Here is a 24,724-nt window from a genome sequence, read left to right as displayed (position 1 = left end):
TTTGTGCATAAGTGTTCGCTAGAGTAGCGCAAAAAAATAAGGAATAAGGCCTGTTATGTTATTGAGTCTGGTGATTGCGTACTGGGTATTTTCAGTCGCTTTAGGGTTGTGGGCGGCTCTGCGGGTGAAAAACACCAGCGATTTCGCGGTGGCCGGGCGGCATTTGCCATTTTATATGGTGACCGCCACAGTATTTGCCACCTGGTTTGGCAGTGAAGCCGTGCTGGGGATCCCGGCCACCTTTATTGATGGCAATCTGGGCTCGATAGTGGCGGATCCTTTTGGCGCAGCGCTTTGTCTGATTTTCGTCGGTATCTTTTTTGCGGCCCCCTTGTACCGCATGAAGCTGCTGACCATCGGCGACTTTTATAAAAGGCGTTATGGTCGTCCTGTCGAGGTGATGACCACGCTGGCCATTGTGATGTCCTACCTTGGCTGGGTCGGTGCCCAGTTGATGGCGCTGGGGCTGGTGTTTCATGTGGTGTCGGACGGCGCTATCAGCCAGACCGCCGGTATGTGCATTGGTTTTGCCAGCATCCTGATTTACACCCTGTTTGGTGGCATGTGGGCCGTGGCTATTACCGATCTGGTGCAGATGGTGGTGATTGTACTGGGCCTGATTTACATTGGCGGTGAAGTCTCTGAGATGGTTGGTGGTGTGGCTGTGGTGGTGGACCATGCCGCCGCCGCCGGTAAGCTCGGCTTCTGGCCTGAAGCGGATTTAAAAGAGGTGCTGGCTTTTATTGCCGCTGCTATCACCCTGATGTTGGGGTCGATTCCGCAGCAGGACGTGTTTCAGCGTGTGCAGTCGGCTAAATCAGAAAAGATTGCGGTTTGGGGCTCCATCACTGGTGGTGTGCTGTATCTGCTGTTTGCGATGATCCCACTCTTTATTGGTTATGCCGCTACACTGATTGCGCCGGATATGGTGAAAGAAATGATGGCGTCGGACACCCAGCTGATCCTGCCAAGCCTGGTGATGCAGCATATGCCGCTGATTGCTCAGGTGGTGTTCTTCGGCGCCTTGCTGTCGGCCATTAAAGGTTGTGCCTCGGCCACCCTGTTGGCTCCGTCTGTGTCTTTTGCCGAAAATATCTTAAAGCCGATGTTGCCGACCCTGACCGATAAACAACTGCTGCGCCTGATGCAGCTGGTCACTCTGGTATTTGGTTTCTGCACCCTGGCTTATGCGCTGAACAGTGAATCGACCATTTTTGGCATGGTGGAAAATGCCTATCAGATCACCCTGGTGGCGGCCTTTATTCCGCTGGCTTTTGGTGTGTACTGGCGTAAAGCCACCAATCAGGGCGCTTTGCTGTCGATTGCTTTTGGTGTAGCGACCTGGCAGGCCATTATCTGGCTGGGCGGCGACGACCCGCTGGTGCCTGCTCATCTGGCTGGTTTAGTCGCCAGTTTGGTTGGTATGTTGCTTGGGTCCTTGATGCCACAGTACCTGATGCATGACCATCAGGTGCATGACAAACTGCATCGCGGCGAGATGGCTCATTTGTCTGAGGAGCAGAGCCATTCCTGAGCCAAAAATTGCAGCGCTGGTGTTCGACCTGGATGGTACCCTGGTCGACTCCAGGCTGGATTTCTCGCTGTTGTGCCAACGTTTAGGCTGGCCTCAGGGCACCGCTATTCTGGAACATCTGCACAGCCTGCCATCCGACACTGAACGCCAGCGTGCCAGCCGCATTATCGAAGACTTTGAACTGGAAGGGGCGCAACAAGCCGGCTGGATGCCAGGTGCTGAGCAACTGCTGCAACAGCTGGCTGAACTGCAGTTTCCGCGCGCTATTTTGACCCGCAATATGCGGCGCGCCACAGCGCTCTGTTGCCAGCAATTGCAGATCCCGATTGAGCTGGTGCTGACCCGTGAAGACGCACCGGCCAAACCTCAGCCGCATGGTTTGTGGCAAATTGCTGACCGTTTGCAGCTGCCGGTGTCGCAACTGCTCTATGTCGGTGATTACCTGTTTGATTTACAAACCGCGGCCAACGCTGGTGCCCGCAGCTGTTTATTCCGTTATGGCGACAACGGTCGCTTTGCAGATCAGGCCGACTTTGTGGTGGACGACCTGCTGCAGTTACTGCAGCTGTTGCCTGTCCGCTAAAGCCGGTTAATGCGGCAGGTCGGTGCGTTTGGGCAGACTGTGCTGACGCTGTTTGGCTTCCTGCAAGGCGTCACTGAATGCGGATGCCAGAATGCCGGTTGGAATGGCGATAATACAGATCCCACTGATAGCGGTCAGGCCAGCCAACACCCGGCCCAACACGGTGACAGGGTACACATCGCCATAACCCACTGTGGTCAGGGTGGCGACAGCCCACCAGGCGGCTCGTGGAATGGAGCCAAAGGCATCGGGCTGTAAATCGCCTTCCACCAGAAACAGCAGGGTGGAGGAGGTCAGTAGAATCAGTAATGCAAAAATCGCGCTGATCAGCAGCTCATAAGCCCGGCTGCGAATGGCCTGGGCAATGCAGTCCAGCGCTGTTGAAAAGCGCCCGAGCCGGGCCAACCGTAAAATACGGATCAACAGCAGCAGTCTGAGCAGAACACCACCGTTGCCTAAGTAGACCGAAAAGGCCACCACTATGGCCACCAGATCGGCCAGCGCGAAAAACGACAACAGGTAACGCCAGCGCTGGGTATAGGCATCGTTTTCAACACAGGTCCAGGCCCGTGCCAGATATTCCAGCAAAAACACTGACGCCAACAGCAGTTCAGTCAAGCGGAACCAGCCTTCATGTCCCTGGCGTATGGTCGGCTCGGTTTGCAGTATCGCCAGCACAATACCCAGCAGGATCACCCAGGCGATCAACAGGTTCAGTAATGACAAGCCCTGATGTGGATAAAGTTGCGGGTCCAGCTGTTTGGCCAGGCGGTGGCGTAACGATGGGGGATGTGACATCAAACAAACTCCGCTGGCAGTAAGGGGCTGGCTGCCGGGTCCATGGTACCGCAGAGGTACGGCGTTTGAACCAGCATACCCAATAGACCGACTGATTTACAAACCTGTCAGCACCTGCGGCAGCAGCTGTGGCTGGCGCAGCAATTTTTCCGCCATCGCCCTGTGCAGTACCAAAATTTGCCGGTCGATGTTTTCGTCTTTGATGCCGGTTTTTTTCACCCGGTAAGGTTTGGCTGCTTTGCTGCTTCGGCTCATTAATGAAACTCCCTGGAGTAGCTACGGATCGGACCGAGCAGGGCCGTCAGGTCGGTCAGCTTGCCGGCGATCAGGTGAATCACCTCACCTTGTTTCTCCAGTATACCCTGCACTTTCAGCAGTTTGGCTTTCAGGTAAGGCTGGCGCTGTGCCGAAGCTGTGGCCGACCAGACCAGCAGATTAATGTTGCCTGTGCCATCTTCCAGCGTGATAAAAGTGACCCCACTGGCGGTGCCCGGCATTTGTCTGGAGCTGACCAGGCCGATCACGGTCACCAGGCTTTTATGCGGCAAGCCGCCAAGTTCAGAGGCCAGGGTAAAAGGGCCCAGCAGCTGTTGCTGACGCAATAACAAGACCGGGTGCTGGCGCAGCGTCAGGCCTGTGCTCTGGTAATCCTCCAGCACTTCCAGCAAAGGTTCGGCTAGTGGCAGTTCGGTTTGGGTTTGGTAGTGTTGGTTTTGCAGCAGCGGCAGGCGGTTTTCGTTATCCAGCAACTGCCAGCGGCTGGCAAAGCGGCTGCCACTGAGTTGTTGCAAGGCATTGGCACTGGCCAGCGCGGTCAGGTCGCCGCTGCTGAGTTGCAATCGCTGCAGATCAGCCAGACTCTGAAAGCCTGTTGTTGGCCTGTGGTGTTCCAGTTGCAGCGCCGCTTGCCGGCTCAGCCCTTTGACCAGCCGTAACCCGAGCCGGATTGCCCATTGCCCCTGCGACTGCACCATCTGATGGTCCCAGTCTGAATGATTAATGCAAACCGGCAGAGTCTCCAAACCATGGCGCCTGGCATCCTGCACCAACTGGCTGGGCGCATAAAAGCCCATCGGCTGGCTGTTCAGCAGTGCGGTGTAAAAGGCCGCTGGATGGTAATGTTTCAGCCAGGCCGAAGCATAGGCTAGCACAGCAAAGCTGGCGGAATGCGATTCCGGGAAACCGTATTCGCCAAAACCACAAATTTGCTGGTAAATCCGTTCGGCAAACTGCTGTGGGTAGCCGCGGCTTAACATGCCATCAATCAGCTTGTGCTTAAACTGCAGCAGCTCGCCGGTTTTTTTCCAGCTGGCCATAGCCCGGCGCAGCTGGTCGGCTTCGCCGCCGGTAAAACCGGCCGCCACCATGGCAATTTTAATTACCTGCTCCTGAAAAATCGGCACGCCCAGGGTGCGGCTTAACACGCTTTCTACGTCGGCGGACGGGTAGTCGACGGCCTCTTCGCCATCACGGCGTTTCAGGTAAGGATGCACCATATCGCCCTGAATAGGGCCAGGCCGGACTATCGCAATCTGGATCACCAGGTCATAAAAGCAGTGTGGCCGCAGGCGGGGCAGCATCGACATTTGAGCGCGTGATTCAATCTGAAATATTCCCACAGTGTCGGCGGCCTGAATGCGCTGATACACCGCCTTGTCGTCACCCAGCCGGGTAATGCCAGCCAATGACAACTCCTGTTGCTGGTGCTGGCGCACCAAATCAAAGGCTTTGCGAATGGCGGTCAGCATCCCCAGTGCCAACACGTCCACTTTCATCAGTTTCATGCTTTCCAGATCGTCCTTATCCCACTGGATCACGGTGCGTTCTGCCATGGCGGCGTTTTCGACCGGCACCAGCTCATACAAGGGCCCTGCGGTGATCACAAAACCACCGACATGCTGGGACAAATGCCGAGGGGTGCCCACCAGTTGCTGGGTTAACTCCACCAGCAAGCTGGCCAGCCGGGATTGCGGGTCCAGCCCCAATTGCGCCAGCTGAGCTGTCCAGGGCTGGTGACGGTCACGCCGGTGCAGGTTCTTCAGAAAAAACTCCACCTGAGCCTCCATCAGGCCGAGCGCTTTGGCTACATCGCGAAAGGCGCTTTTAAAACGGTAACAAATAACGGTGGCCGCCAAAGCGGCCCGTTCACGGCCGTATTTGCGATAAATGTACTGGATCACTTCCTCACGGCGTTCGTGCTCAAAATCCACGTCGATGTCGGGCGGTTCGTCGCGCTCTTTCGACAGAAAGCGTTCAAACAACAGCTGAATTTGGGTGGGGTCGACACTGGTGATGCCGAGGCAATAACAGACCACCGAGTTGGCGGCTGAACCACGGCCCTGAAACAGGATCTGTTGCTCGCGGGCAAAACAGACCAAATCGTAAATAGTCAGAAAATAATAGGGGTACTTCAGCTCTGCAATCAGTTGCAGTTCTTTGTCGATCAGCGCCTGCACATCCGGCGGTACGCCGTCCGGGAAACGCCAGGCGGCCCCTTGCTCCACCAACTGGCGTAAATAGCTGTCTGGATCCTGCTGTGCCGGTACCAGTTCACTGGGATACTGGTAACGGATGCTGCCCAAATCAAAATTGCAGCGTTGTGCCAGTTTGACACTTTGTTGCAGCAGCTCGGCCGGAAACAACTGTGCCAGCCGGTGCAAAGGCCGCATGCTGCGTTCGGCATTCACCTGCAGCTGGCGTTCGCTTTGGCTCAGGCTTTGATGCAGCCGGATCGCATTCAGAACCTGCTGCAGGGGTAATCGGTTGCTCTGGTGCATCAACACAGTGCCGACGGCGCAGCAGGGCAGTTCAAACTGCGCTGCCAACTGCTGGCAGTAAGGTAAATAAAATTGATCGGCGGCGGTCAGATAACGGCTGGCACCAAGCCAGACCCTGCCCGGATGGTACTGACACAGCAACTGAGCCCACTGCTGATCCTGCTCTGGATCACCGCTGGGTAACCAGAGCAGCAGGCAATGCTGTAAACGCTGAAAATCCCATAACGCCAGCTGGTACTGGCCTTTTTCGCTACGCCGACGGGCTGCACTGATCAGCCGGCACAACTCGCGGTAAGCGGCCTGGTCGGGGCACAGCAACACCAGACGCAAGCCGTCCGGCCATTGCATCAGGCTGCCGGTGATCAGCTTTAGCCGGTAGTTTTTATCCCGGATCCTCCGATAAGCCCGAACTATACCGGCGACCGAACATTCGTCGGTAATGGCCAGCGCCTGATAGCCTAAAGCGACGGCCTGATCCACCAGCTCCACCGGGCTGGATGCCGCCTGTAAAAAAGAAAAATGGCTTTGGCAGCACAGTTCGGCGTAAGGCAACTGGTCCATCAGCAAAACCAGCCTTGTTGGTACCAGCAGCCGGGCTGGCGTAAATCCTGATACAGCCAGGCCCACTGACCACTGGCCAGCTGTGCCACATAATAGTCGCGGTGCACGCTTTGTGGTTGCCACCAGTTGCAGCTGAGTCGCTGTGGGCCGATCAGCGCTCTGGGGGCGCTTTGTAGCGGTTGGGCTGTGCTGTGTAGTAAGCGCGGCCGCCAGCCAGAGGGCAGGAGCGCCGTGGCCAGCGCAGCGTTTGGGGTTTGAGCTGCGCTCAGAGATTGGCCTGCACCAGAGCCTTTGCCCGGAATGGATTGCTGCACCGGAGCCAGTTGATTGGCTTGCTCTGGCACTAAATGATTGGCCAGCACCGGTTGCTGCACTGCATGCTCGCCGAGCCTGGCCCGTAATAACGACAGCAGGGCGGCTGGGCTGTAGCGGGCACTGTGCTCTGCAAACAAGCTTTTCTGATCAGCATAACGTGGCCCGGCGTGCAGCAGGCTTAACTCCAGACTGATCACCGGGGCCTTGAGTTTCAGGCTGTCCAGTTTCAGCCCCAGCAATTGTTGCCAGGCACTGCTTTGTTGCTCGCCAGCCACTGAACTGAACGACAGCTGTTGTTGCTGTTTTTCCCGGTCTGTCAGCACCAGTTGCAGCTGGTACGCCAGCAAATCGCGTTCAATCAGGTACTGCTGCAATTGCCGTAATAAACGGTTGGCTGGTGCCAGTAATAACGGGCTGTCACTGATTTCATACCAAAGCTCCAGTGTGGCGGAAAAATGGCTTTGAGGCCGCAGTGGCGTTAATGCCAGCGGCTGCTCGCCCTGCAGTTGTTGCAGGTAATGCAGCAAAGTCGGGCCAAAACGTCGGCTGAGTTCAGCTCTGGGTAAATCCAGCAGTTGGCCCAGTTGTTTCAGCCCCAATCGTCGCAGTGATTCGGCCAGTTGATCCGGCAGCCCGGCCACACTGAGCGGCAACTGGCGCAGTGCTGGCCAGCTCTGTTCAGGTTCGGCTGTGCATTGGTTATAGCCCTGCCGGGCCAGCAAACGGGCGGCGGCAGCGCTTTGTGCTGTGGCAAAGTTCAGTGACGCTGCAATGGGCGCTACGCTTTGCTGCAGCTGTTGCCACCAGGGGGAAAAACCCTGATACAACTGCAGCATAGGGCCGGGTCTGAGCCAGAGCCCTTGCGGCGGGTCCGGTGCAAGATCAGCACAGTGCTGATACAAACAAAGCGCCAGTTGCTGCAGCAGCGTGGTCTCTGCGGCATGGTCATAAGGCTGCAGCTGTAACTCGTGACACAAAGCGGCCGCACTGGCCAGGCCTGAGCCTGGAGTTAAGCCTGCCTGACGTGCCCGTGCATTCAGCTGCAGCAGCCGGTGTTCGGTGTCTACCAAAGCACAAGGCAAAGCCGGGTCCAGCGCAGACGATGGCTGCTGCAGTAAGGAATCCAGCAACAGGTTAGGGAAATGCAGGTAACACCAGAGCTCAGGCATGATCGGCGGGCCACAAAAGGTTGAGCCGTATTCTCTGGCGTGAGCGTTTTCTGGATGGCGCCTTCGCGCCGCCCTGCGGTTTGTGCGGGCTTTGTTCTGTCTCTGGCTGCTGTTGGGCAAAGGGGCTGGCCGGGAAAAACTGCGGAAAGAGGGCAGACCAGCTCAGCTTAAAGGGATCTGGCCGGGCAAAGCCTTTACGCCTGAGCATCTGTAGTTGCAACGCGTCGGCTTGTGGTTGTAGCTGCAGGCTTAAATCCCAGGGCAGCGCCAACGGGGTTGTCGCCTGGTGCTGCAGCAATAGCAGCAGGCTCTGGCCTTGTTGGGCGGCCAGTTGCAAGCGTTTGTGCTGACGTAATTCCAACTGATTTTGCCACAGCAACACGGTGTGACAGCTGCCGCTGAGCAGACACTGCTCGGCAGCCCAGAGCGCATCGGCGCTTTTACGCGCCTGCAGCTGCCAGAGCTGTGACAGCGGTTGGCCCTGCCAGGCTTCAGCGCCAAGCTGTGCCGGAGGATTGATAAAAGCAAGCAAGCGGTTGCCGCTGTCGAGCAGCCGGCCAAGTAACTGTAATTCGCCCACCCCAGTGGCGCTGTGCAGCGACAGCATACCTTGTTGCGGCCAGCCGCCGCCTAACCATTGATCCAGTTGTGGCCAGCCAGATGCACAGAGTTGCCCAAAGGGGGCCTGAGTCTGACCACCTTGCCAGAGCCATTGCTTGTTCTGTAGTTGCTGTAATAAAGGGTGCATAGCAGGGTAAAATATACTGTATATAAACACAGTATAAAAGATCTGATTTAGATCGCAAGCCGGATCTGCTGCAGCTCAGCATGTTGCAAATTTGTGGTAAAGTGCGCGCCCTGCTCCCCGGAGGTGTTATGAATTCGTCCTTACGCCCAGTATCTCAACTGGGATTGATCCTCGCATTGTTGGTGTTGGCACTGACGTTACGGCCGTCGATGGCCGCGATAGGCCCTGTATTGCCTTTTATTCAGCAGGAGCTGCCTTTTAGCTTTAGCCTGGCGTCATTGCTGACCATGTTGCCGGTGCTGGCGATGGGCTTGGGTATTTTGTGCGCGCATTATTTTGCGCAAAAACTGGGGCCTTACCTGCTGATTTTCTGGGCTGCAGCGGCCATTGGGCTGGCCACTTTAATCCGGCTCTGGAGCGCCAGCGTCTGGGATCTGATCCTGACTGCTGTGGTGTCCGGCCTCGGCATCGCAATGGTGCAGGCGGTGGCGCCTGCGGTGATCAAACAGCGTTTTGCCAGCCATGCTGCGCTGGTGATGGGCTGGTATATCTCCGCCATTATTGCCGGGGCCGCACTGGCGGCTTCGCTCAGTGCCTATCTGGCTGAGGCATTGCAAAGCTGGCGTCTGGCGCTTGGCGGCTGGGCGCTGTTGTCCGTGCTGGCGTTGCTGGCCTGGTTTTCACAGCGTTCAGGGCTGCGTCAGCTGGCGGCGCCAGGTTCGGGCCAGAACCCTTTGGGGTACCGTAAGTATCGCCGCGGCTGGACTTTGGCCTGGTTTTTTGGCCTGGTTACTTGCGCTTTTACCTGCGTGTTGGCCTGGTTGCCAGCTTATTATGTTGAACTGGGTTGGCCTGAGCCAAAAGCCGGACTGTTATTGGGCTTTATGATCAGCATGGAAGTGTTGTCGGGCATTGTCAGCCCTATGCTGGCCAGCCGGTTGTATGACCGTCGACCTGTGCTGTTAGCGCTGGCGCTGTTGATGCTGGCAGGCTTTGCTGGTCTGGTGCTCTGGCCAGCAGCGGCCTGGCTGTGGGCTGCATTGCTCGGCTTGGGCATAGGTGGGTTGTTTCCGTTGTCTTTGATTGTCGCGATGGACCATCGCAAAGACGCGCAGCAGGCGGCCAGCCTGACGGCTTTTGTGCAGGCGGTTGGTTATACGCTGGCGGCATTTTCGCCTTTAGTGGCCGGTCTTATCCGTGACCTGACCCAGAGTTTCAGCCTGAGCTGGCTGGTACTGGCACTGGTCTGCCTGCTGGTGCTGTGGATGGCGGGGCGTTTTAATCCGGCGGGTTATGCCGATTGTTTTGCTGCTAAAAGCTCAGTAACCTGAGCGCATAGACGTTAATACCTGGCCTGATAGCTTCAGGCGGAGAGAATAAGTGCAAGCCAATCTGATGTTATTACTGGCCGCCGGCATCTGGGGCCTGGGGTTTGTCGCACAGCGCCTGGGCATGGACCATCTGGAGCCCTACGCCTTTAATGCGCTGCGTTTTCTGATTGGTGCCTGCAGCCTGCTGCCACTGATATTTTGGTATAAAAAAACCGGCCGCTTGGGTGATTACGATAAAAAAGCCTTGTTGTGGGCCGCCTTGCCGGTCGGTGCAGTGCTCTTTGTCGCGGCGTCGTTGCAACAGGTGGGTCTGCTGTATACCAGCGCGGCCAATGCCGGTTTTATTACTGGTCTCTATATGGTGCTGGTGCCGGTACTGGGGTTGCTGCTGGGCCATCGCACCAATGCCAATACCTGGCTCGGCGCTGTGATTGCGATCAGCGGCCTGTATCTGCTAAGCGTCGGTGATAATTTCACCGTGAACCTGGGGGATTTGCTGCAGCTGATTGGCGCTTTATTCTGGGCCGCGCATTTGCTTTGTATTGACCACTACACCAAAAAGGTGCCGCCTATATTGCTGGCCTGCCTGCAGTTTGTGGTTTGCGGCCTGCTGAGCTCCGTCGTTGCACTTAGCATCGAAACCCCAAGCGCAGCTCAGGCGCTGGCCGCCTGGCAACCCTTGTTATTCTCCGGTGTGGTGTCTGTCGGTATTGCTTACACCTTGCAGGTGCTGGCGCAAAAACACGCGCACCCGGCCCATGCCGCCATTATTCTCAGCCTGGAAACTGTATTTGCTGCCATTGGTGGTGTGCTGTTATTGGGTGAAGAATTAGGCGGCAGGGCAGTACTGGGCTGCAGCCTGATGCTGCTCGGCATGTTAGCCTCTCAGTTGCCACTGCGCTGGTTGTTACGCTCTAAAGCTTTTCATTAATGCCGCAGATGTTAAGCAGCAGAGCTGAACTGCAACAGCATTACGATGCCATGTGGCAGCAGGCCAGGGCGAAGTTTGCGTTGCAGCAGTTTGATACTGACCCTTATTTACAGGGCAAGGCCGACTATCGCTATGGGATCACACTGCTGGCCAGGCCCTCAACTAAGGTGAAACAGCAAATTCTGCAACAACTGGTGCCGTTACAGCAGCTGGACCCGCGGCAGTATCTGTATCCGGCCAGCGATATTCATCTGACGGTACTGTCACTGATTTCCTGTGTGGCGGGGTTTCGCCTTGCCGAGATCCAACCAGAGCCCTACATCGCGCTGATCCGCCAGGCGCTGGCCGACAGCGGGCCCTTGCAGCTGAAGTTTTCAGGCATTACCGCATCGGCCTCGTCGGTGCTGGTGCAGGGCTTTTTTGCAGACGCCGGTTTAAACCAGCTGCGCGAGCGGCTACGTCAGCTGTTTGGCCAAAGCGGCTTGCGTCATTCGATTGACCAGCGTTATCCGTTACAGACCGCTCACCTGACGGTGCTCAGGTTTAGTCAGAGTCCGGCACAGCCCGGGCCATTGCTGAAACACCTGGACGCACTGCGTCACTGTGACTTTGGTCAGTGCACCATAGATGAACTGGAACTGGTGGGCAATGACTGGTACCAACGCCAGCAAAACACTGTACTGCTGCAGCGTCTGGCATTAGGCTAATCAGGCACTGAGTTGATGCTCGTTATGGAAGATGGTTTTGGCTTTATGTCTGATTTAACACAACTTTTGCTACTGACCCTGATTGCTGGCCTGGCGATGCCGGCAGGTGCTTTGCTGGCCAGGTTTGAACACCTGCAGTCGCACTGGCTGGAGCTGGAACTGCGTCACAGCGTGATGGCGTTTGGTGGTGGCGCTTTATTGTCGGCCGTTGCATTGGTGCTGGTACCTGAAGGGATCGCTGAACTTTCTCCCTGGTTGGCCTGCTGCTGTTTTATCGGTGGGGCTCTGCTGTTTATGGCGCTGGATATCTGGTTAGCCCGCCAGCAGAGCCCGGCCAGTCAGCTGACGGCCATGCTGGCGGATTTTTTGCCCGAATCGATGGCGCTGGGGGCCAGTCTGGCCGCTGGCGGGCCTCATGCTTTCTTACTGGCGTTATTGATCACGCTGCAAAATATTCCTGAGGGCTTTAATGCGTTTCGGGAAATTCGCCAGAGCAAGCAGCATTCGGCCTTTGCCATTTGTGTCAGTTTTACGCTGATGGCCTTGTTGGGGCCTGTGGCTGGCCTGATTGGTTACTTTGTGCTGGCTGAGCATCCGGCCATGTTAGGGGGCATTATGCTGCTGGCAGCGGGCGGCATTTTGTATTCAGTGTTTCAGGACATTGCGCCACAAGTCCGGTTGAAACAGCACTGGTCGCCCCCACTGGGAGCTGTGGCTGGTTTTATGCTTGGTATGCTGGGCTATATGTACAGCTAACTCTGACGGTGCGACTGCAGAGCGGGTCAGTACTGCAGCTTAAACAGCAATTCAGCTAAATCCGGTTGCCACCAGAACTCTTTGGCCACCCGACCATGACGTACCACGACACCCTCCGCCAGCAACAGTTGCTGCTGTGCCAATGCATTGGGGGTGCCGGCGGCAAAGGCCAGTTGGCCACCACTGCGCATCACCCGGTACCAGGGCAATTGCATGGCCTCAGGTGCCAGCCCCAGCACTTTACCGACCAGCCGGGCCCTGCCTGGTAAACCGGCTAAATCAGCAATTTGCCCGTAGCTGGCAATTTTTCCGCTTGGGATCTGTAATACGGTTTGCCAAATTCGCTGCTGTTTTTCGTTCATGGGGCTGGGTTTTAAAGAATCACTGCGGCTTATGCTACACTCTGCGCCGTTTTTGCCCAGCGATTTTTGCTCTGAAGGTTTTTGCATGAACAAGTACGTACAGATTGGTGAGATCAAAGTGAAAGTACCGGACGAAGAGCCGGTCGCACCGGATAGCAGCGACTGCTGTGGCAGTGGCAGCTGTTGCCCTTGTGTCTGGGATTATTACCGCGCCGAACAACAGGCCTGGCGTTTGTATGGCCAGGCCTGCGCAGAGCAGGGCGAGTCTTAACAGGCTTTATTCACCACAGTACGGCCAATCGGCATCAGGGTCAGGGTGGCCAGTTTCAAATGGGCCAGACCAAACGGAATGCCAATAATAGTGACAATGCAGGCGATGGCATGAAACAGGTGGCCCAACGCCAGCCAGAAGCCAGCAAACACCAGCCAGATCACATTACCCAGCACACCCAAAGGGCCAGTGCCAATATCAGCCACCCGGTTCAGGCGCTCCCGGTTGACATGTTCATTGCCAAAAGGCCAGAACGCCATTTCACCAATCACAAAGCAGGCGCGGCCAAAGGGGATAAACACAATACTGATAAAACACAGTAACCCCACCAGCCACCAGGCCAGACCCATCACAAAACCACCCATCACAAACCACAGCAGGTTAAATATCAGTCGCAGCAGGCTCATTGTTGTCTCCTTTTTTTCATTGCTATCTATAGCGTTTCAACTTTAATGCCAGCTTGGTAATTATTTATAAATCATGTGGTTAGATATTTTTAGCTGACGAGCTAATGATGGTTTTTACCAATAGCTGGTGATTTTGACTAAAGCGAAGGGTAAATATATTTGCTGCCAGACTGAGCATTGGGTTTAATACCGGACCGGTTTGCACAGACAGACCCTGACTAACCAGATCCAGCCTCTTAGCTGCATACTGGTGACGCATAACAACAGACAACAACGCGGATGCTTTATGACAACCAACCATCTGGCCGGACAGCGTGAGCTGCTTGGACACCCTTTAGGGCTCTATATCTGTTTTTTTACCGAAATGTGGGAGCGTTTTGCTTTTTATGGTTTAAAGGCGCTGCTGTTTCTCTACCTGACCAAACACCATTTATTTTCCGATAACGACGGTTACATTCTGCTTGGCACTTACGCCGGTCTGGCTTATGCCTTGCCTGTGGTTGGGGGCTTGCTGGCCGACAAATACCTGGGGATGCGCAAAGCGGTGACCTTTGGTGGCGCCATGATGGCGGTCGGTATGCTGGGCATGGCGTATAAAGGCCATGCCGCCACAGTGGACGCCGGTGTCGACGCACTGGCAGTGCAGGTGATGTATTTATCACTGGCGCTGGTGGCGGTTGGGGTTGGCTTTTTAAAGCCGAATATCTCCACTATTGTTGGCCGTTTGTATGCAGACGATGACCCGCGCCGCGATTCGGCGTTCACCATTTTCTATATGGGCATTAACCTGGGGGCTTTTATCTCCAGCCTGTTTGTTGGCTGGGTGGGTATTGAATACGGCTGGGAATATGGTTTTGGTTCGGCTGGTATTGGTTTATTGCTGGGCCTGGCGGTTTTTGTCAGCAACAGCAAACACTTGCATGGCCAGGCAGAACCAGGCCAACCAGAATTACTGCAGCAAAAACGTTTTGGTATCAAGCGCGAATGGCTGATTTACCTAAGCGCTGTGGCCGGTGTGGCCCTGGTGCAACAAATTCTGCAAACCCGTTTTGACTTTGGTGCACTGGCTGCACTGCTCGGCCTGGCCGAAGGCACTGAAATTACCGCCACTGAAGTGGTGGCTATTGCGATGAGCATAGGCCTGCTGATTTGGTGGTTTAAGTTTATTTTTGTCGAGTGCAGCAAAGCTGAGCGCGCCAATATGATTGTCCTGATGGTGCTGATTGCTATCTCTGCGGTGTTCTGGGGTCTGTACGAACAAACCTACGGCACCTGGCTGGCGTTCTCAGACCGGGTGATGAACAGCTACACCTTTAATCTTGGCCTGACTGACTTTACACCCAATGCGTCACAGCTGACCGCTGTGGGGGCGCTGTTTATTTTTGCCTTAGCCATTCCTTTTGCCTGGCTCTGGCCTGTGCTGGATCGCAACGGCTGGAACCCGTCGGCGTCGGCCAAGTTTGGTTTTGGTTTGCTGTTTGCCGGTTTAGCCCACTTTGTGCTGCAGTACGCCGCCCTGAACCCGGAAGCCAATGGTCTGGCCGGTTTCTGGTGGTTTATTCTGGCCTACCTGGTACTGGAAATTGGTGAAATGGCGCTGTCGCCTATTGGTCTGTCCGCAGTGACCACCTTATCGGTGCCACGTGTAGTCAGCCTGATGATGGGCGTCTGGTTCCTGGCATCAGCCTTTGGTGAAATGCTGGCTGGCCGTTTTGGTACCCTGGCGTCGATGCCGGCAGGCACCAGCACTGAAACTGCACTGGGTATTTATGCCGATGTATTCGCCACCTTAGGCTGGATTGGTGTGGCCTGTGGCGTGCTGATGTTTGTATTAACTCCGGTACTGAACCGGCAGATTAAACTGGCCCAAGGCCATTAAGGGTTACCCCTTTAACGAAAAAGCCAGCGATGCTGGCTTTTTTTATGGCAATTCTGCTGTTTTCGGATTGGATTTGTTGTGACCAAAAGCCGGTGACTGGCAGAGCGCGACTTCATAACGATACCCCAGCTCAGCTTTTGAGTCCGGGGTGATCAGCAGCACCTCAAAGTCATTGATATGCACCAGATGGGTGGGGGCTGTCAGCGTGCAACTGGACGCACCTAAGCTTTCTATCTGGTAGTTAAAGGTCGCCAGTACTTTGTTTAGCCACAGCATGGTTGGCAAAAGTGGCCCTTCGCCGCCCAGTACATTGATTTGTTGTTTTTGACCTAAAGCGGTTTCAGGGCGTTTCTGCTCGGCATCCAGTTCCAGCACAGTGCTACCGTCACTAAACAGCTCTCCCGGTTTCCCACTGAAATAGCTGGCCAGTGCCATCAGCAAAAATACGCTGACCACCGGCAGGTAAATAATGCGGGCACACAGGGTCCAGCCCGGGTAAGGTTCGTCCGGTAAAATATGCCGGGCACGCAGGCCAAAAGGGCGCAACATGGCGAGCAACATCACTTTACTGACATGCAAGGTGGTATAGAGTTGCAGCACCAGCATGCTGCCAATCAGGGCCCAGGCTGGCGCCAGCAGCAAGGCCGCCAGGTTGACAGTGTAAGGCACCACATCGGGCCGGATCCCGAGCACTGAATTGACCATCGACTCGGCATATGCAAATGAGAAATTCAGCACGACGGCGTAAAACACCAGGATGAGTGCCTTGCCCAGCAGGCTGTGCCACCAAACAGCAAAACGTTGCCACATTTCAATAGCGGTGGCGGCGAGCAGACACAGCGCAAACAGCTGGATCAGCACACTGGCTTTGGCCATGCTAAGCAGGAAAGCCAGCAGGCTCAAGGTGGCCAGCAGATAAAAGCGCTGCGCCAGGTGCAAAGGCCGGAATTTTTCGACGATAGAACTCAGATTAAACATGGTCACTCCTTGAACGAGGCTTATTGTTAGCATGTTGATCTGATTGGGTAAATTAGGCTGAGTAAAATTATCTTCTGTGCCATGCGCCTTACCCCCTTGCGGTTGCGTTGGACGGCAAAGCGTGGATAATCGGCGCACCGCAACAAAAACAATCACAGGTCCCCATGAAATACGCATTAGTGACTGCAGCTTTGGCTGTGGCTACGGCTTTGTCTGTGCAGGCAGACGAAGGTCAGTGGCAACCTTACCAACTGGCTGAATTACAAACAGAGCTCAGCAAAGCCGGCATCGAAATTCCAGGTAAACAACTGGCCGATTTAAGCCAGTACCCAATGAACGCCATTGTCAGCCTGGGCTACTGCTCAGCGTCTTTTGTCTCTGGCCAGGGCCTGGTGGTGACGAATCACCACTGTGGTTATAACGCCATTCAGAACAACTCCACCAAAGACAACAACCTGATTGAAAAAGGCTTTCTGGCTAAAACGTTAAAAGAAGAATTACCAGCCGGGCCGCAGGAGCGTTTGTACATTACCGAACAGGTGCTGGATGTGACCGAGCAAGTCACGGCAAGCCTGGCTGGCCTGACCGGCGCTGAACGTTATGAAGCCATTGAAATGGCGCGCAAGAACCTGATTAAAGCCTGTGAAGCCGACCCGAATTACCGCTGTTCTGTAGTGAGCTTTCACCATGGTCTGCAGTACTTCCAGATTAAACAGCTGATGCTGCAGGATGTGCGTCTGGTGTACGCACCAAGCGAGTCGGTTGGTAATTTTGGTGGCGACATCGATAACTTCGAATACCCACGCCATACCGGTGATTACACCTTCCTGCGTGGTTATGTCGGCAAAGACGGCAAACCAGCACCTTATGCCGAAGATAACGTGCCTTACCAGCCAACAAGCTTCTTAAAAGTGAATGCCTCTGGTGTGCGTGAAGGCGACGGCATCTTATTGGCCGGTTACCCGGGCCAGACCAGCCGTTACCGGCTGGCGGATGAAATTGCCTTTGCCGCTGACTGGCAATACCCGGCCATGGTGAAAACGTATCAGCAGATGATCAACAGCATCGACCGTTTAGGTGCTGCCGACGGCGAGCTGAAAGTGAAATACGCCTCTGTGGTGAAAAGCCATAACAACAGGATGAAGAAACTGCAGGGCTTGCTGGATGGCTTTAAAGTGACCGACATTCACGCCATTAAGCTGGAGCGTGAGCAGCAACTGAACCAGTGGATTAAGGCGGACCCATCCCGTGCGTCCTACCAGCAGGCATTGCTGGAGCTGGCTAAGGTGGTCGACGCTGAGCAGACCTTTACTCAGCAAACCTATTATTTTGAAAATGCCAAACGCAGCGATTTATTAAACGCGGCCAGCACGCTGTACCGGCTGGCGCAAGAGCAGCAAAAGCCAGATGCTGAACGCGAAATGGGTTACCAGGACCGTGACTTGCCGATGATTAAAGCCCGGCTGGCCCGGCTGGAAAAAAGTTATGCAGAGGCCATGGATATCGAACTTTGGTCAGAGCAACTGGCTGAATACGCCGCTCAGCCGGAAGCGGTGCGGGTGGCTGAACTGGACGCCGCTTTAGGTTTAACCGCCGGTATGACGCAGGCGCAAATTAAAGTGCTGCTGCAAAAGCTGTATGCGCAAAGCAAGCTGGCCAGCACTGAAGGCCGGTTGGCCTGGTTAGGTCAAAAGGCTGAAGCCTTTGAGCAAAGCGACGACGCCTTTATTCGTCTGGCGGTAGCCATTGCCGGCAAAAACAAAGCGCTGGAGTTGCAGGACAAAGAGTTAAAAGGCCAGATTGCTGTAGTGCGTCCGGCTTATATGCAGGCCATCATTGCCTACAACAAAGAGCAGGGTAAACCTGTGTACCCGGATGCCAACAGTACGCTGCGTATTACCTATGGTACTGTGGATGGTTACCCGGCCAAAGACGGCGTTTACAAAACACCCTTTACCTCGGTCAAAGGCATGATTGCTAAACGTCAGGCGGAGTACCCGTTTAACCTGCCGCAAAAGCTGGTGGATGCCTACAACCAGGGTAAAACCGACGGCTATTTTTACGCTGATTTAGCGGCGAGCACCGAAAGCCCCTGGTACTGCGGCATTTTTACCTGCCCGCAAGCAAAGAAAACCGCCTTTAACTCAGTGCCGGTGAACTTCCTGTCCAGTGCTGACACCACAGGTGGTAACTCAGGTTCAGCCGTGATGAACGCCCGCGGCGAGCTGGTCGGTCTGAATTTCGATTCAACCTATGAATCTATTACCAAAGACTGGTACTTCAACCCGGAAATTACCCGGGCTATTCATGTCGATATCCGTTTTATGCTGTGGATGATGCAGGATGTCGATGGTGCTGACAATCTGCTCAGTGAAATGACCATAGTGCGTTAAGCACTGTACACTCAGCAACATGACAAACGCCAGCCTGATCAGGCTGGCGTTTTTTTTCCGCATCATAAGGCTCGGTTTGCATTATAAGGCTCGGTTTGCATTGGTCTGGCTATCAGACCACTTTAACGAACTTTAGGCTGCCGGGGTTTGTATTCGCCGCGGCTATTGGTTAGGGTGCGCAGCAGTCGTTTCAGGGTCCTGGTTCAGATGAATAGGTTGTACAACAAAGTAGGGCTGGCATGTGGTTTGGTCGCGGCAAGTCTGTGGTTGCCGGTGAAGGCAGACCCAACAGGCCAGATGGATTACGCGATAGAACAAATCAGCGTCTATGGCCGTAAGCAGAATCTGCTTGGGCTTAGCAGCTCAGCCTCACAGGGCCTGGTGTCTGCCGAAGAAATTGCGCTGCGGCCATTGTCCCGTACCGGCGAAATTATGGAGTTTGTGCCCGGCATGATCGTCACACAGCACAGCGGCTCCGGCAAAGCCAACCAGTATTTTCTGCGGGGTTTTAACCTGGACCACGGCACCGATTTCGCCACCTATGTCGATGGTATGCCGGTCAATATGCGCAGCCACGGCCATGGTCAGGGTTACACCGATGTGAATTTCTTAATTCCTGAACTGGTTGGGCAAATCAGCTACGCCAAAGGGCCTTATGATGCCGGAGCCGGTGATTTTGCCAGCTCGGGTTCAGCCCGCATCAGCCTGGCCGACCAACTGGCCGCGCCGCAGCTGGGCCTGACGCTGGGTAGCTATGGTTACCAGCGTTACCTGGCGACGGCGCAGCAGCAATGGCAGGGAGAGCGGCTGCTGTATGCTGCAGAGTTCCAAACCTACGCTGGTCCCTGGACTGATGTGGATGAAGACGTGCATAAACTCAATTGGCTGACCAGGTACCTGACGACAGTGGGCGCCGGGCAGTTGTCGGTCAGCCTGATGGCGTATGACAACCAATGGCAATCGGCCGACCAAATTCCCTTACGGGCGGTACAAAGCGGGCTGATTGACCGCTATGGCTCACTGGATACCGGCTTGGGGGGCGACAGCAGCAGGTACAGCCTCTCTGCAAATTATCAGGACGATGACTGGTCGGCCAGCGCTTATTTGATCCAATCCAGACTGCGCCTGTTGTCAGATTTTACTTATCTGCTGAACGACCCGCTGGCCGGTGACCAGTTTGAACAGCTGGATCAGCGTCAGGTTTGGGGTGGTCAATTAAGCCGGCACTGGCATTTGTGGCTGGACGAGGTTCGGGCCGAGCTGAGCCTCGGCAACGAGCTGCGCTTTGACGATATTGGCAAAGTGGCGCTGAACACCACCAATGCAGGTGTGTACACAGGCACAGTGCGTGACGATGCCGTCAACGAGCTATCCAATGGGCTGTTCAGCAATCTGGAAGCCGAACTGAATGAGTGGCTGACCTTGCGTCTGGGCCTGCGTTATGACTATTTTTCCGGTGAGGTTCAGAGCGATACGGCGCTGAACAGTGGCCGCAGCGACGACGGGATTTTGAGTTTCAAAGGCGGCTTGTCCTATTTGCTCAGCGACAATGTTGAGCTCTATGGCAGTCTGGGGCAGGGCTTTCACTCCAATGATATTCGGGGCGCCACCATTCATGTGGACCCGCTCAGCGGTGAAGCAGTCAGCCCGGTTGACCTGCTGGTGCGCTCAGAAGGCGCTGAAGCCGGGCTGCGTTATTACGACGCGGACTGGATTAATTTCTCCGCCGCGTTCTGGACTTTGGATTTTGATTCGGAGCTGTTGTATGTCGGAGATGCAGGCAGCACTGAACCCAGCCGGGCGTCACGGCGCCACGGACTGGAACTGGCTTCCTATCTCTGGCTCAACCCCAGACTGAGTCTGGATGCAGAAGTTGCCTGGACCAGTGCCCGCTTTCGTCAGGATGAGGCCGGAGAAGGCCGCTACGTGGATGGTTCAGTGCCTTGGGTCGCGAGCGCAGGCGTGACCTACCAGCCGGCCGACTCAGGCTTTTATGCCAGTGCCAGGCTGCGTTATCTGGGTAAACGCATTCTTGACAGTGCAAAGCAGCATGAAGCAGACGCCACCAGCCTGGTCAATCTGTCGCTGGGCTACCGTCTGACGGGCTGGGATCTAAAGCTTGACGTGCTGAATCTGCTAAACAGCTACGACCATGACATTGATTACTGGTACAGCTCACGGCTGCCAGGTGAAGCTGAAGAAGGCGTGGAGGATTTGCATTATCACCCGGTTGAACCCAGAAGTGTAAGAGCCACAGTGAGTTACCGCTATTAACCGCTATGGCTGGCAACCCCGGCGCCGTTCAGAGCGCAGGGGTTGCGTGTTGTCGCTTACAGCGTCGGGTAGTCGGTATAACCTTCAGCGCCTTTGGCGTAAAACAGCTCAGGGCGGGCTGCATTCAGCGGCGCATCCAGCTCCAGCCGTTTTGGCAGATCCGGGTTGGCAATAAAAGGCACACCAAAGGCGATGGCATCGGCTTTGCCTGCGGCAATCCATTGATTAGCAAGCTCTTTGTTAAAACCTTCATTGGCAATCACCGGGCCACCAAAGGCTTGCTTCAGGGTTGGTGTCAGGCTGTCGTCAGCCGCATGCTCGCGGGTGGAAATAAAGGCAATACCACGTTGACCTAACTGCTGCGCCACGTAACCAAAGGTGTCAGCTGGCGTGGAGTCGCCCATGTCATGTGCGTCCATCCGTGGTGACAGATGCACCGCCACCCGGTCTTTGCCCCAGACGTCAATACAAGCGTCCACCACTTCCAGCAGCAGGCGGGCGCGGTTTTCAATGGAACCGCCGTACTGGTCGTCACGCTTATTGGTGGAATCCTGCAAGAACTGGTCGAGCAGGTAACCATTGGCACCATGCACATGCACGCCGTCAAAGCCTGCCGCTTTGGCATTGATGGCGCCTTGTTTGTAGTCCGCTACCACCTGAGCAAGTTCTTCCAGCCTTAAAGCGCGTGGGGTGACAAAATCTTTGATTGGCCGAACCAGGCTGACATGGCCAGCTGGTTTGATCGCGCTGGGCGCAACTGGCAACTCACCGTTTAAATACAGCGGGTCGGAAATACGGCCAACATGCCACAGCTGTAAAAAGATCCGGCTGTTGTTGGCATGCACAGCTTCGGTGATGGCTTTCCAGCCCTGGGTTTGTTCGGCTGACCAAATGCCTGGGGTGTCCGGGTATCCGACCCCCATCGGAGTCACCGAGGTGGCTTCCGTCAGGATCAGACCTGCGCCTGAGCGCTGGGCATAGTACTCCGCCATCAGTGCATTCGGCACCCGGCCTTCGCTGGCACGGCTGCGGGTTAAAGGCGCCATCACAATACGGTTTTTCAGGGTTAAATCACCCAGGGTGACAGGGTCAAAAATAGTGGTCATACAAACTCCGTTATAAATCCTGCGTCAATTGGTTCAGCAACTGCTGAATTTGCTCTTCGTTGCGGCAAAAGAAATTCCACTGGCCGACTTTTTTACTACTGACCAGGCCTGCCCGCTGCAGCGTGGCCAGATGGGCCGACACCGTTGACTGCGACAGCCCGGTTTTGCGTTCAATTTTTCCGGCGCAAACCCCCAGTGACAGCGGGTGCTCCTGATCGGCAAAATACAGCTCTGGCTGCTTCAACCAATGCAGAATGTCCCGCCGCACCGGATGGGATAAGGCTTTAAACATCTCATCCAGACTGACAGTGCTCATGAGTCTTCCATTGTGCATATCGCGATATAACGATATATATATCGCGACTGTTCGATATTCAAGGGCCGGGATGGACTATTTTTTACTGACAGGTATAAATTTAACCAGAGTGGCAGTCGTTTCTATTTGCTAAGCTCTTGGTTAAGCTGAAGTTCTGAGCAATAAATGGCCTGAGTTATGTGGAAACAAGGACTATGTTTGTGGCTGGCTGTGATTGTGCTGCCCGGGCTGGCCACTGAGTTGCAGCTGAAATTAGACAATGGCGATAGCATCAGTGGCACCCTGGTCCGTTACAGTGACAGCGAATTGGTGCTAGCGACCAGCTACGCAGGTGAGCTGGTGATCCAACGCCTGCATATTAAAAGCAGTTTGCCTGAGCTTACGACTGTTCAACCTGACGTCACTGGCGCCAGTCTGCCAGTGGCCGCCGTGGAAATAGCGAGCAACAAGCCTGACGGCATTGAACATCAACACAGGGTCGATTTATCGGCGTCCAGCCGCCGTAACGAAAACAGCCTGGATACCTTAGGTTTTGTGTCGTCGTCCGAACTGCGCTGGCAGCAGCTGCGGGCCAATCTGGATACTAAGTACGATTACGAAACCAGCAATGCTGTTGAAAAAGCACACAAATACAATGTGACCCCTGGTATTGACTACTTTTTTGCTGAGGCGTTTTTCTGGCGTACCAAGGCTGATTATGGTTACAACTACCTGACAACTGACTACAAGAACCTCGATCTGAGTTCAGGGTTGGGCTACAGCTTTGTGGATACGGACCAGGCCAGGGCGGAGCTGGTTGTGTTGTTGGGCGTGAAGCACAGCAGCTTTCGCCAGCAGCCTCTGCTGGAGTTGTTACTGGATGGGGACAGTTCGGTGACGCTGAAATTCAGTCAGTTGGACTGGGACTTGCGTTATCGTTGGGCGGATACGGCGCTGGAGTGGTACAGCGAAGGGTACCTGTTGAAGCATCTGAATCAACCTGTCCGCTTTTTGTATTTTGATGGTGAAATCAATGCAAGTACCGGTGTGCGTTACCATCTGACAGATAGTGTCAGCCTGAGTTACAGCTGGGTATTGGACTGGAGCCGCATTGATTTTCGTCTGCCGGGAATGGCTGATCAAAAGCTGGACAGCAGAGATCTCAGCCAGAAAATCAGCTTGGGGGCTAAGTTTTAACCGCTATTTTTTTAACCTGTTCTGGTAGAGTGAAGCCAGTTGAAAAAGTAGGTAAGGCTGATAGGGTCTTTTAATGGATTTGTCCATAGTACAACATTTTATAATCGCCTTATTGCTGGGCGCTTTGGTCGGTCTGGAGCGGGAAAAGCATAAAAACAGCGAACATCCGCGCAGTTTTGCCGGTATCCGCACTTATATCCTGTTTTCACAAATGGGGGCGGTCAGTGCCTGGTTGGGCATGCAAACCGGCCAGTTGTGGATTTTTGCGATGGCGTTACTGGCGGTGACGGCGCTGGTGCTGAGCTCCTACTGGCTGGAAAACAAAACTGAACAAAGCAGGCTGGGGCTGACCAGCGAACTGGCGGCTATTACGGTCTGTCTGTTGGGCGGCGCTGTGGTGCTTGGCTATGCCGAGCTTGCCGTTGCACTGGCGATTTTAACCTCGGCGGTGCTGGCATTTCGTGACCCTTTGCATGGCCTGGTCGGTAAGCTGGATTCTGGTGACCTGTTTGCCATGCTCAAACTTTTGATCGCCAGCTTTATTGTGTTGCCCTTATTACCCAATCAGGCCATAGACCCCTGGCAGGCGCTGAATCCTTATAAACTCTGGCTACTGGTGATCCTGATTTCAGCCTTGTCGCTGGTCGGCTATCTGGCCGTGCGCTCGTTAGGCTCAGTCAAAGGCAGTGCTGTCACCGGCTTAACCGGCGGGCTGGTTTCTTCCACCGCCGCGACCTTATCTTTTGCCCGCAGCAGTAAACAACAAAGTGACGAGCTGGCGGCAGACCACCTGGCTGGCGGCATTTTATTGTCCTGGGCAGTAATGTTTTTGCGGGTGCTGTTAATTTGCTCGGCGCTGTATTTACCCTTGCTGCAGCAACTGGCCTGGTCGCTTGGCTTGATGGCCCTGTTGTGTGCGACTGCCGCTGTGTTGTTGTTCTGGCATGGCAACAGCCGGCTGGCTCCGGTTGCGACCGCCAGGCTGCCGGTGCAGAACCCGTTCAGCCTCTGGTCGGCCATCCAGTTTGGTTTGTTGTTTGCTGGCGTACTGTTGGCTGTCAAACTGGTGGAGCATTACCTGCCTGGTCAGGGGGTGTTATGGTTGTCGGCCCTGGCCGGCCTGACCGATGTGGATGCCATCAGCTTGTCGATGGCCGATTTCGCTGGGCGGCAACAGCAGGCGCAACTGGCGGCTCAGGCTATCTTATTGGCCTGTGTCAGTAACACGCTGGTGAAAACAGCCATGGTGCTGGTGTCGGGCAGCCGCAGTCTGGCCGCCAAAATTGCCGCTGTCAGCTTGTTGTTGGTGGTCATGGCTGGGCTGAGCTTTAAGTTTGCCTTAAGCTGAGCCG

General features: G+C 55.1%; 22 protein-coding genes. 12 read left to right on the top strand and 10 right to left on the bottom strand.

All coding sequences use genetic code 11. The features are described from left to right. The first annotated feature begins 55 nt into the window (after positions 1-55). Both ACFO3I_RS08220 and ACFO3I_RS08215 read left to right on the top strand, forming a co-directional pair. Positions 56-1,534: a high affinity choline transporter 1 gene (locus ACFO3I_RS08220; RefSeq protein WP_377333226.1), complete on the top strand. Its 1,479-nt coding sequence runs from the start codon at positions 56-58 to the stop codon at positions 1,532-1,534. A gap of 19 nt (positions 1,535-1,553) precedes the next feature. Further along, complete coding sequence (locus ACFO3I_RS08215) at positions 1,554-2,117, top strand: HAD family hydrolase (protein ID WP_377333225.1); 564 nt, start codon at positions 1,554-1,556, stop codon at positions 2,115-2,117. A 6-nt stretch (positions 2,118-2,123) separates the two neighbouring features. Here the strand turns inward: ACFO3I_RS08215 and ACFO3I_RS08210 are convergent, their stop codons facing one another. From ACFO3I_RS08210 to ACFO3I_RS08190, 5 genes are all read right to left on the bottom strand, one after another. Then, positions 2,124-2,915: a potassium channel family protein gene (locus ACFO3I_RS08210; RefSeq protein ID WP_377333224.1), complete on the bottom strand. Its 792-nt coding sequence runs from the start codon at positions 2,913-2,915 to the stop codon at positions 2,124-2,126. A gap of 96 nt (positions 2,916-3,011) precedes the next feature. Continuing rightward, on the bottom strand, positions 3,012-3,170 hold the full coding sequence (locus ACFO3I_RS08205) for a hypothetical protein (RefSeq protein WP_377333223.1): 159 nt from the start codon (positions 3,168-3,170) through the stop codon (positions 3,012-3,014). Then, positions 3,170-6,253, bottom strand: coding sequence for an error-prone DNA polymerase (locus ACFO3I_RS08200; RefSeq protein ID WP_377333222.1), 3,084 nt, complete (start codon positions 6,251-6,253; stop codon positions 3,170-3,172). Before ACFO3I_RS08200 ends, ACFO3I_RS08205 begins: the two co-directional genes overlap by 1 nt. Further along, positions 6,253-7,737 (bottom strand): Y-family DNA polymerase, encoded by a 1,485-nt coding sequence (locus ACFO3I_RS08195; RefSeq protein WP_377333220.1) that lies wholly within the window; start codon positions 7,735-7,737, stop codon positions 6,253-6,255. The genes ACFO3I_RS08200 and ACFO3I_RS08195 overlap by 1 nt, the downstream gene beginning before the upstream one ends. After that, positions 7,730-8,485, bottom strand: coding sequence for a recombinase RecA (locus ACFO3I_RS08190; protein WP_377333218.1), 756 nt, complete (start codon positions 8,483-8,485; stop codon positions 7,730-7,732). The genes ACFO3I_RS08195 and ACFO3I_RS08190 overlap by 8 nt, the downstream gene beginning before the upstream one ends. A 128-nt stretch (positions 8,486-8,613) precedes the next feature. Between ACFO3I_RS08190 and ACFO3I_RS08185 the strand changes: the two genes are divergently transcribed. The 4 genes from ACFO3I_RS08185 to ACFO3I_RS08170 are packed head-to-tail and all read left to right on the top strand — an operon-like array spanning position 8,614 to position 12,210. Beyond that, positions 8,614-9,816 carry an MFS transporter gene (locus ACFO3I_RS08185; RefSeq protein ID WP_377333217.1) on the top strand — a complete coding sequence of 401 codons (1,203 nt, stop codon included), beginning with the start codon at positions 8,614-8,616 and terminating at the stop codon, positions 9,814-9,816. Between the two features lie 49 nt (positions 9,817-9,865). Beyond that, positions 9,866-10,747: a DMT family transporter gene (locus ACFO3I_RS08180; RefSeq protein ID WP_377333215.1), complete on the top strand. Its 882-nt coding sequence runs from the start codon at positions 9,866-9,868 to the stop codon at positions 10,745-10,747. Beyond that, entirely contained in the window at positions 10,747-11,454 is a 708-nt protein-coding gene (locus ACFO3I_RS08175; RefSeq protein ID WP_377333213.1) for a 2'-5' RNA ligase family protein, read from the top strand. The genes ACFO3I_RS08180 and ACFO3I_RS08175 overlap by 1 nt, the downstream gene beginning before the upstream one ends. Positions 11,455-11,499: 45 nt before the next feature. Further along, entirely contained in the window at positions 11,500-12,210 is a 711-nt protein-coding gene (locus tag ACFO3I_RS08170; protein WP_377333211.1) for a ZIP family metal transporter, read from the top strand. 26 nt (positions 12,211-12,236) lie between these two features. On the opposite strand, the gene ACFO3I_RS08165 is transcribed toward ACFO3I_RS08170, so the two are convergent. Continuing rightward, positions 12,237-12,659: an MGMT family protein gene (locus ACFO3I_RS08165; RefSeq protein WP_377333209.1), complete on the bottom strand. Its 423-nt coding sequence runs from the start codon at positions 12,657-12,659 to the stop codon at positions 12,237-12,239. Here ACFO3I_RS08165 and ACFO3I_RS08160 point away from each other — a divergent pair. Continuing rightward, positions 12,658-12,843, top strand: a complete 186-nt coding sequence (locus ACFO3I_RS08160) for an oxidoreductase-like domain-containing protein (RefSeq protein WP_377333207.1) — start codon at positions 12,658-12,660, stop codon at positions 12,841-12,843. The genes ACFO3I_RS08165 and ACFO3I_RS08160 overlap by 2 nt on opposite strands. Here the strand turns inward: ACFO3I_RS08160 and ACFO3I_RS08155 are convergent. Further along, complete coding sequence (locus ACFO3I_RS08155) at positions 12,840-13,250, bottom strand: YccF domain-containing protein (protein WP_377333205.1); 411 nt, start codon at positions 13,248-13,250, stop codon at positions 12,840-12,842. The genes ACFO3I_RS08160 and ACFO3I_RS08155 overlap by 4 nt on opposite strands. 286 nt (positions 13,251-13,536) lie before the next feature. Here ACFO3I_RS08155 and ACFO3I_RS08150 point away from each other — a divergent pair, with 286 nt between their 5' ends. Beyond that, a complete protein-coding gene (locus ACFO3I_RS08150; RefSeq protein ID WP_377333203.1) occupies positions 13,537-15,129 on the top strand; it encodes a peptide MFS transporter in 1,593 nt (530 codons plus the stop codon). A 42-nt stretch (positions 15,130-15,171) separates the two neighbouring features. Here the strand turns inward: ACFO3I_RS08150 and ACFO3I_RS08145 are convergent, their stop codons facing one another. Beyond that, positions 15,172-16,107 (bottom strand): hypothetical protein, encoded by a 936-nt coding sequence (locus ACFO3I_RS08145; RefSeq protein ID WP_377333201.1) that lies wholly within the window; start codon positions 16,105-16,107, stop codon positions 15,172-15,174. Between the two features lie 164 nt (positions 16,108-16,271). Between ACFO3I_RS08145 and ACFO3I_RS08140 the strand changes: the two genes are divergently transcribed. Then, positions 16,272-18,500, top strand: a complete 2,229-nt coding sequence (locus ACFO3I_RS08140; RefSeq protein ID WP_377333199.1) for a S46 family peptidase — start codon at positions 16,272-16,274, stop codon at positions 18,498-18,500. A gap of 207 nt (positions 18,501-18,707) precedes the next feature. Beyond that, positions 18,708-20,774 (top strand): TonB-dependent receptor, encoded by a 2,067-nt coding sequence (locus ACFO3I_RS08135; protein WP_377333198.1) that lies wholly within the window; start codon positions 18,708-18,710, stop codon positions 20,772-20,774. A gap of 56 nt (positions 20,775-20,830) precedes the next feature. On the opposite strand, the gene ACFO3I_RS08130 is transcribed toward ACFO3I_RS08135, so the two are convergent. Further along, on the bottom strand, positions 20,831-21,880 hold the full coding sequence (locus tag ACFO3I_RS08130) for an alkene reductase (RefSeq protein ID WP_377333196.1): 1,050 nt from the start codon (positions 21,878-21,880) through the stop codon (positions 20,831-20,833). A 10-nt stretch (positions 21,881-21,890) separates the two neighbouring features. After that, positions 21,891-22,196, bottom strand: a complete 306-nt coding sequence (locus tag ACFO3I_RS08125; RefSeq protein ID WP_377333194.1) for an ArsR/SmtB family transcription factor — start codon at positions 22,194-22,196, stop codon at positions 21,891-21,893. A gap of 177 nt (positions 22,197-22,373) precedes the next feature. Here ACFO3I_RS08125 and ACFO3I_RS08120 point away from each other — a divergent pair, with 177 nt between their 5' ends. Next, on the top strand, positions 22,374-23,372 hold the full coding sequence (locus ACFO3I_RS08120) for a DUF481 domain-containing protein (protein ID WP_377333193.1): 999 nt from the start codon (positions 22,374-22,376) through the stop codon (positions 23,370-23,372). Positions 23,373-23,445: 73 nt separating this feature from the next. Next, positions 23,446-24,720: an MgtC/SapB family protein gene (locus ACFO3I_RS08115; RefSeq protein WP_377333192.1), complete on the top strand. Its 1,275-nt coding sequence runs from the start codon at positions 23,446-23,448 to the stop codon at positions 24,718-24,720. The last annotated feature ends 4 nt before the right edge of the window (positions 24,721-24,724 follow it).

Source organism: Rheinheimera marina (assembly GCF_042654345.1).
Lineage (GTDB): Bacteria > Pseudomonadota > Gammaproteobacteria > Enterobacterales > Alteromonadaceae > Pararheinheimera > Pararheinheimera marina.
Note: the sequence above shows the minus strand (reverse complement) of the source record. Positions and strands in the feature narration are given on the sequence as shown.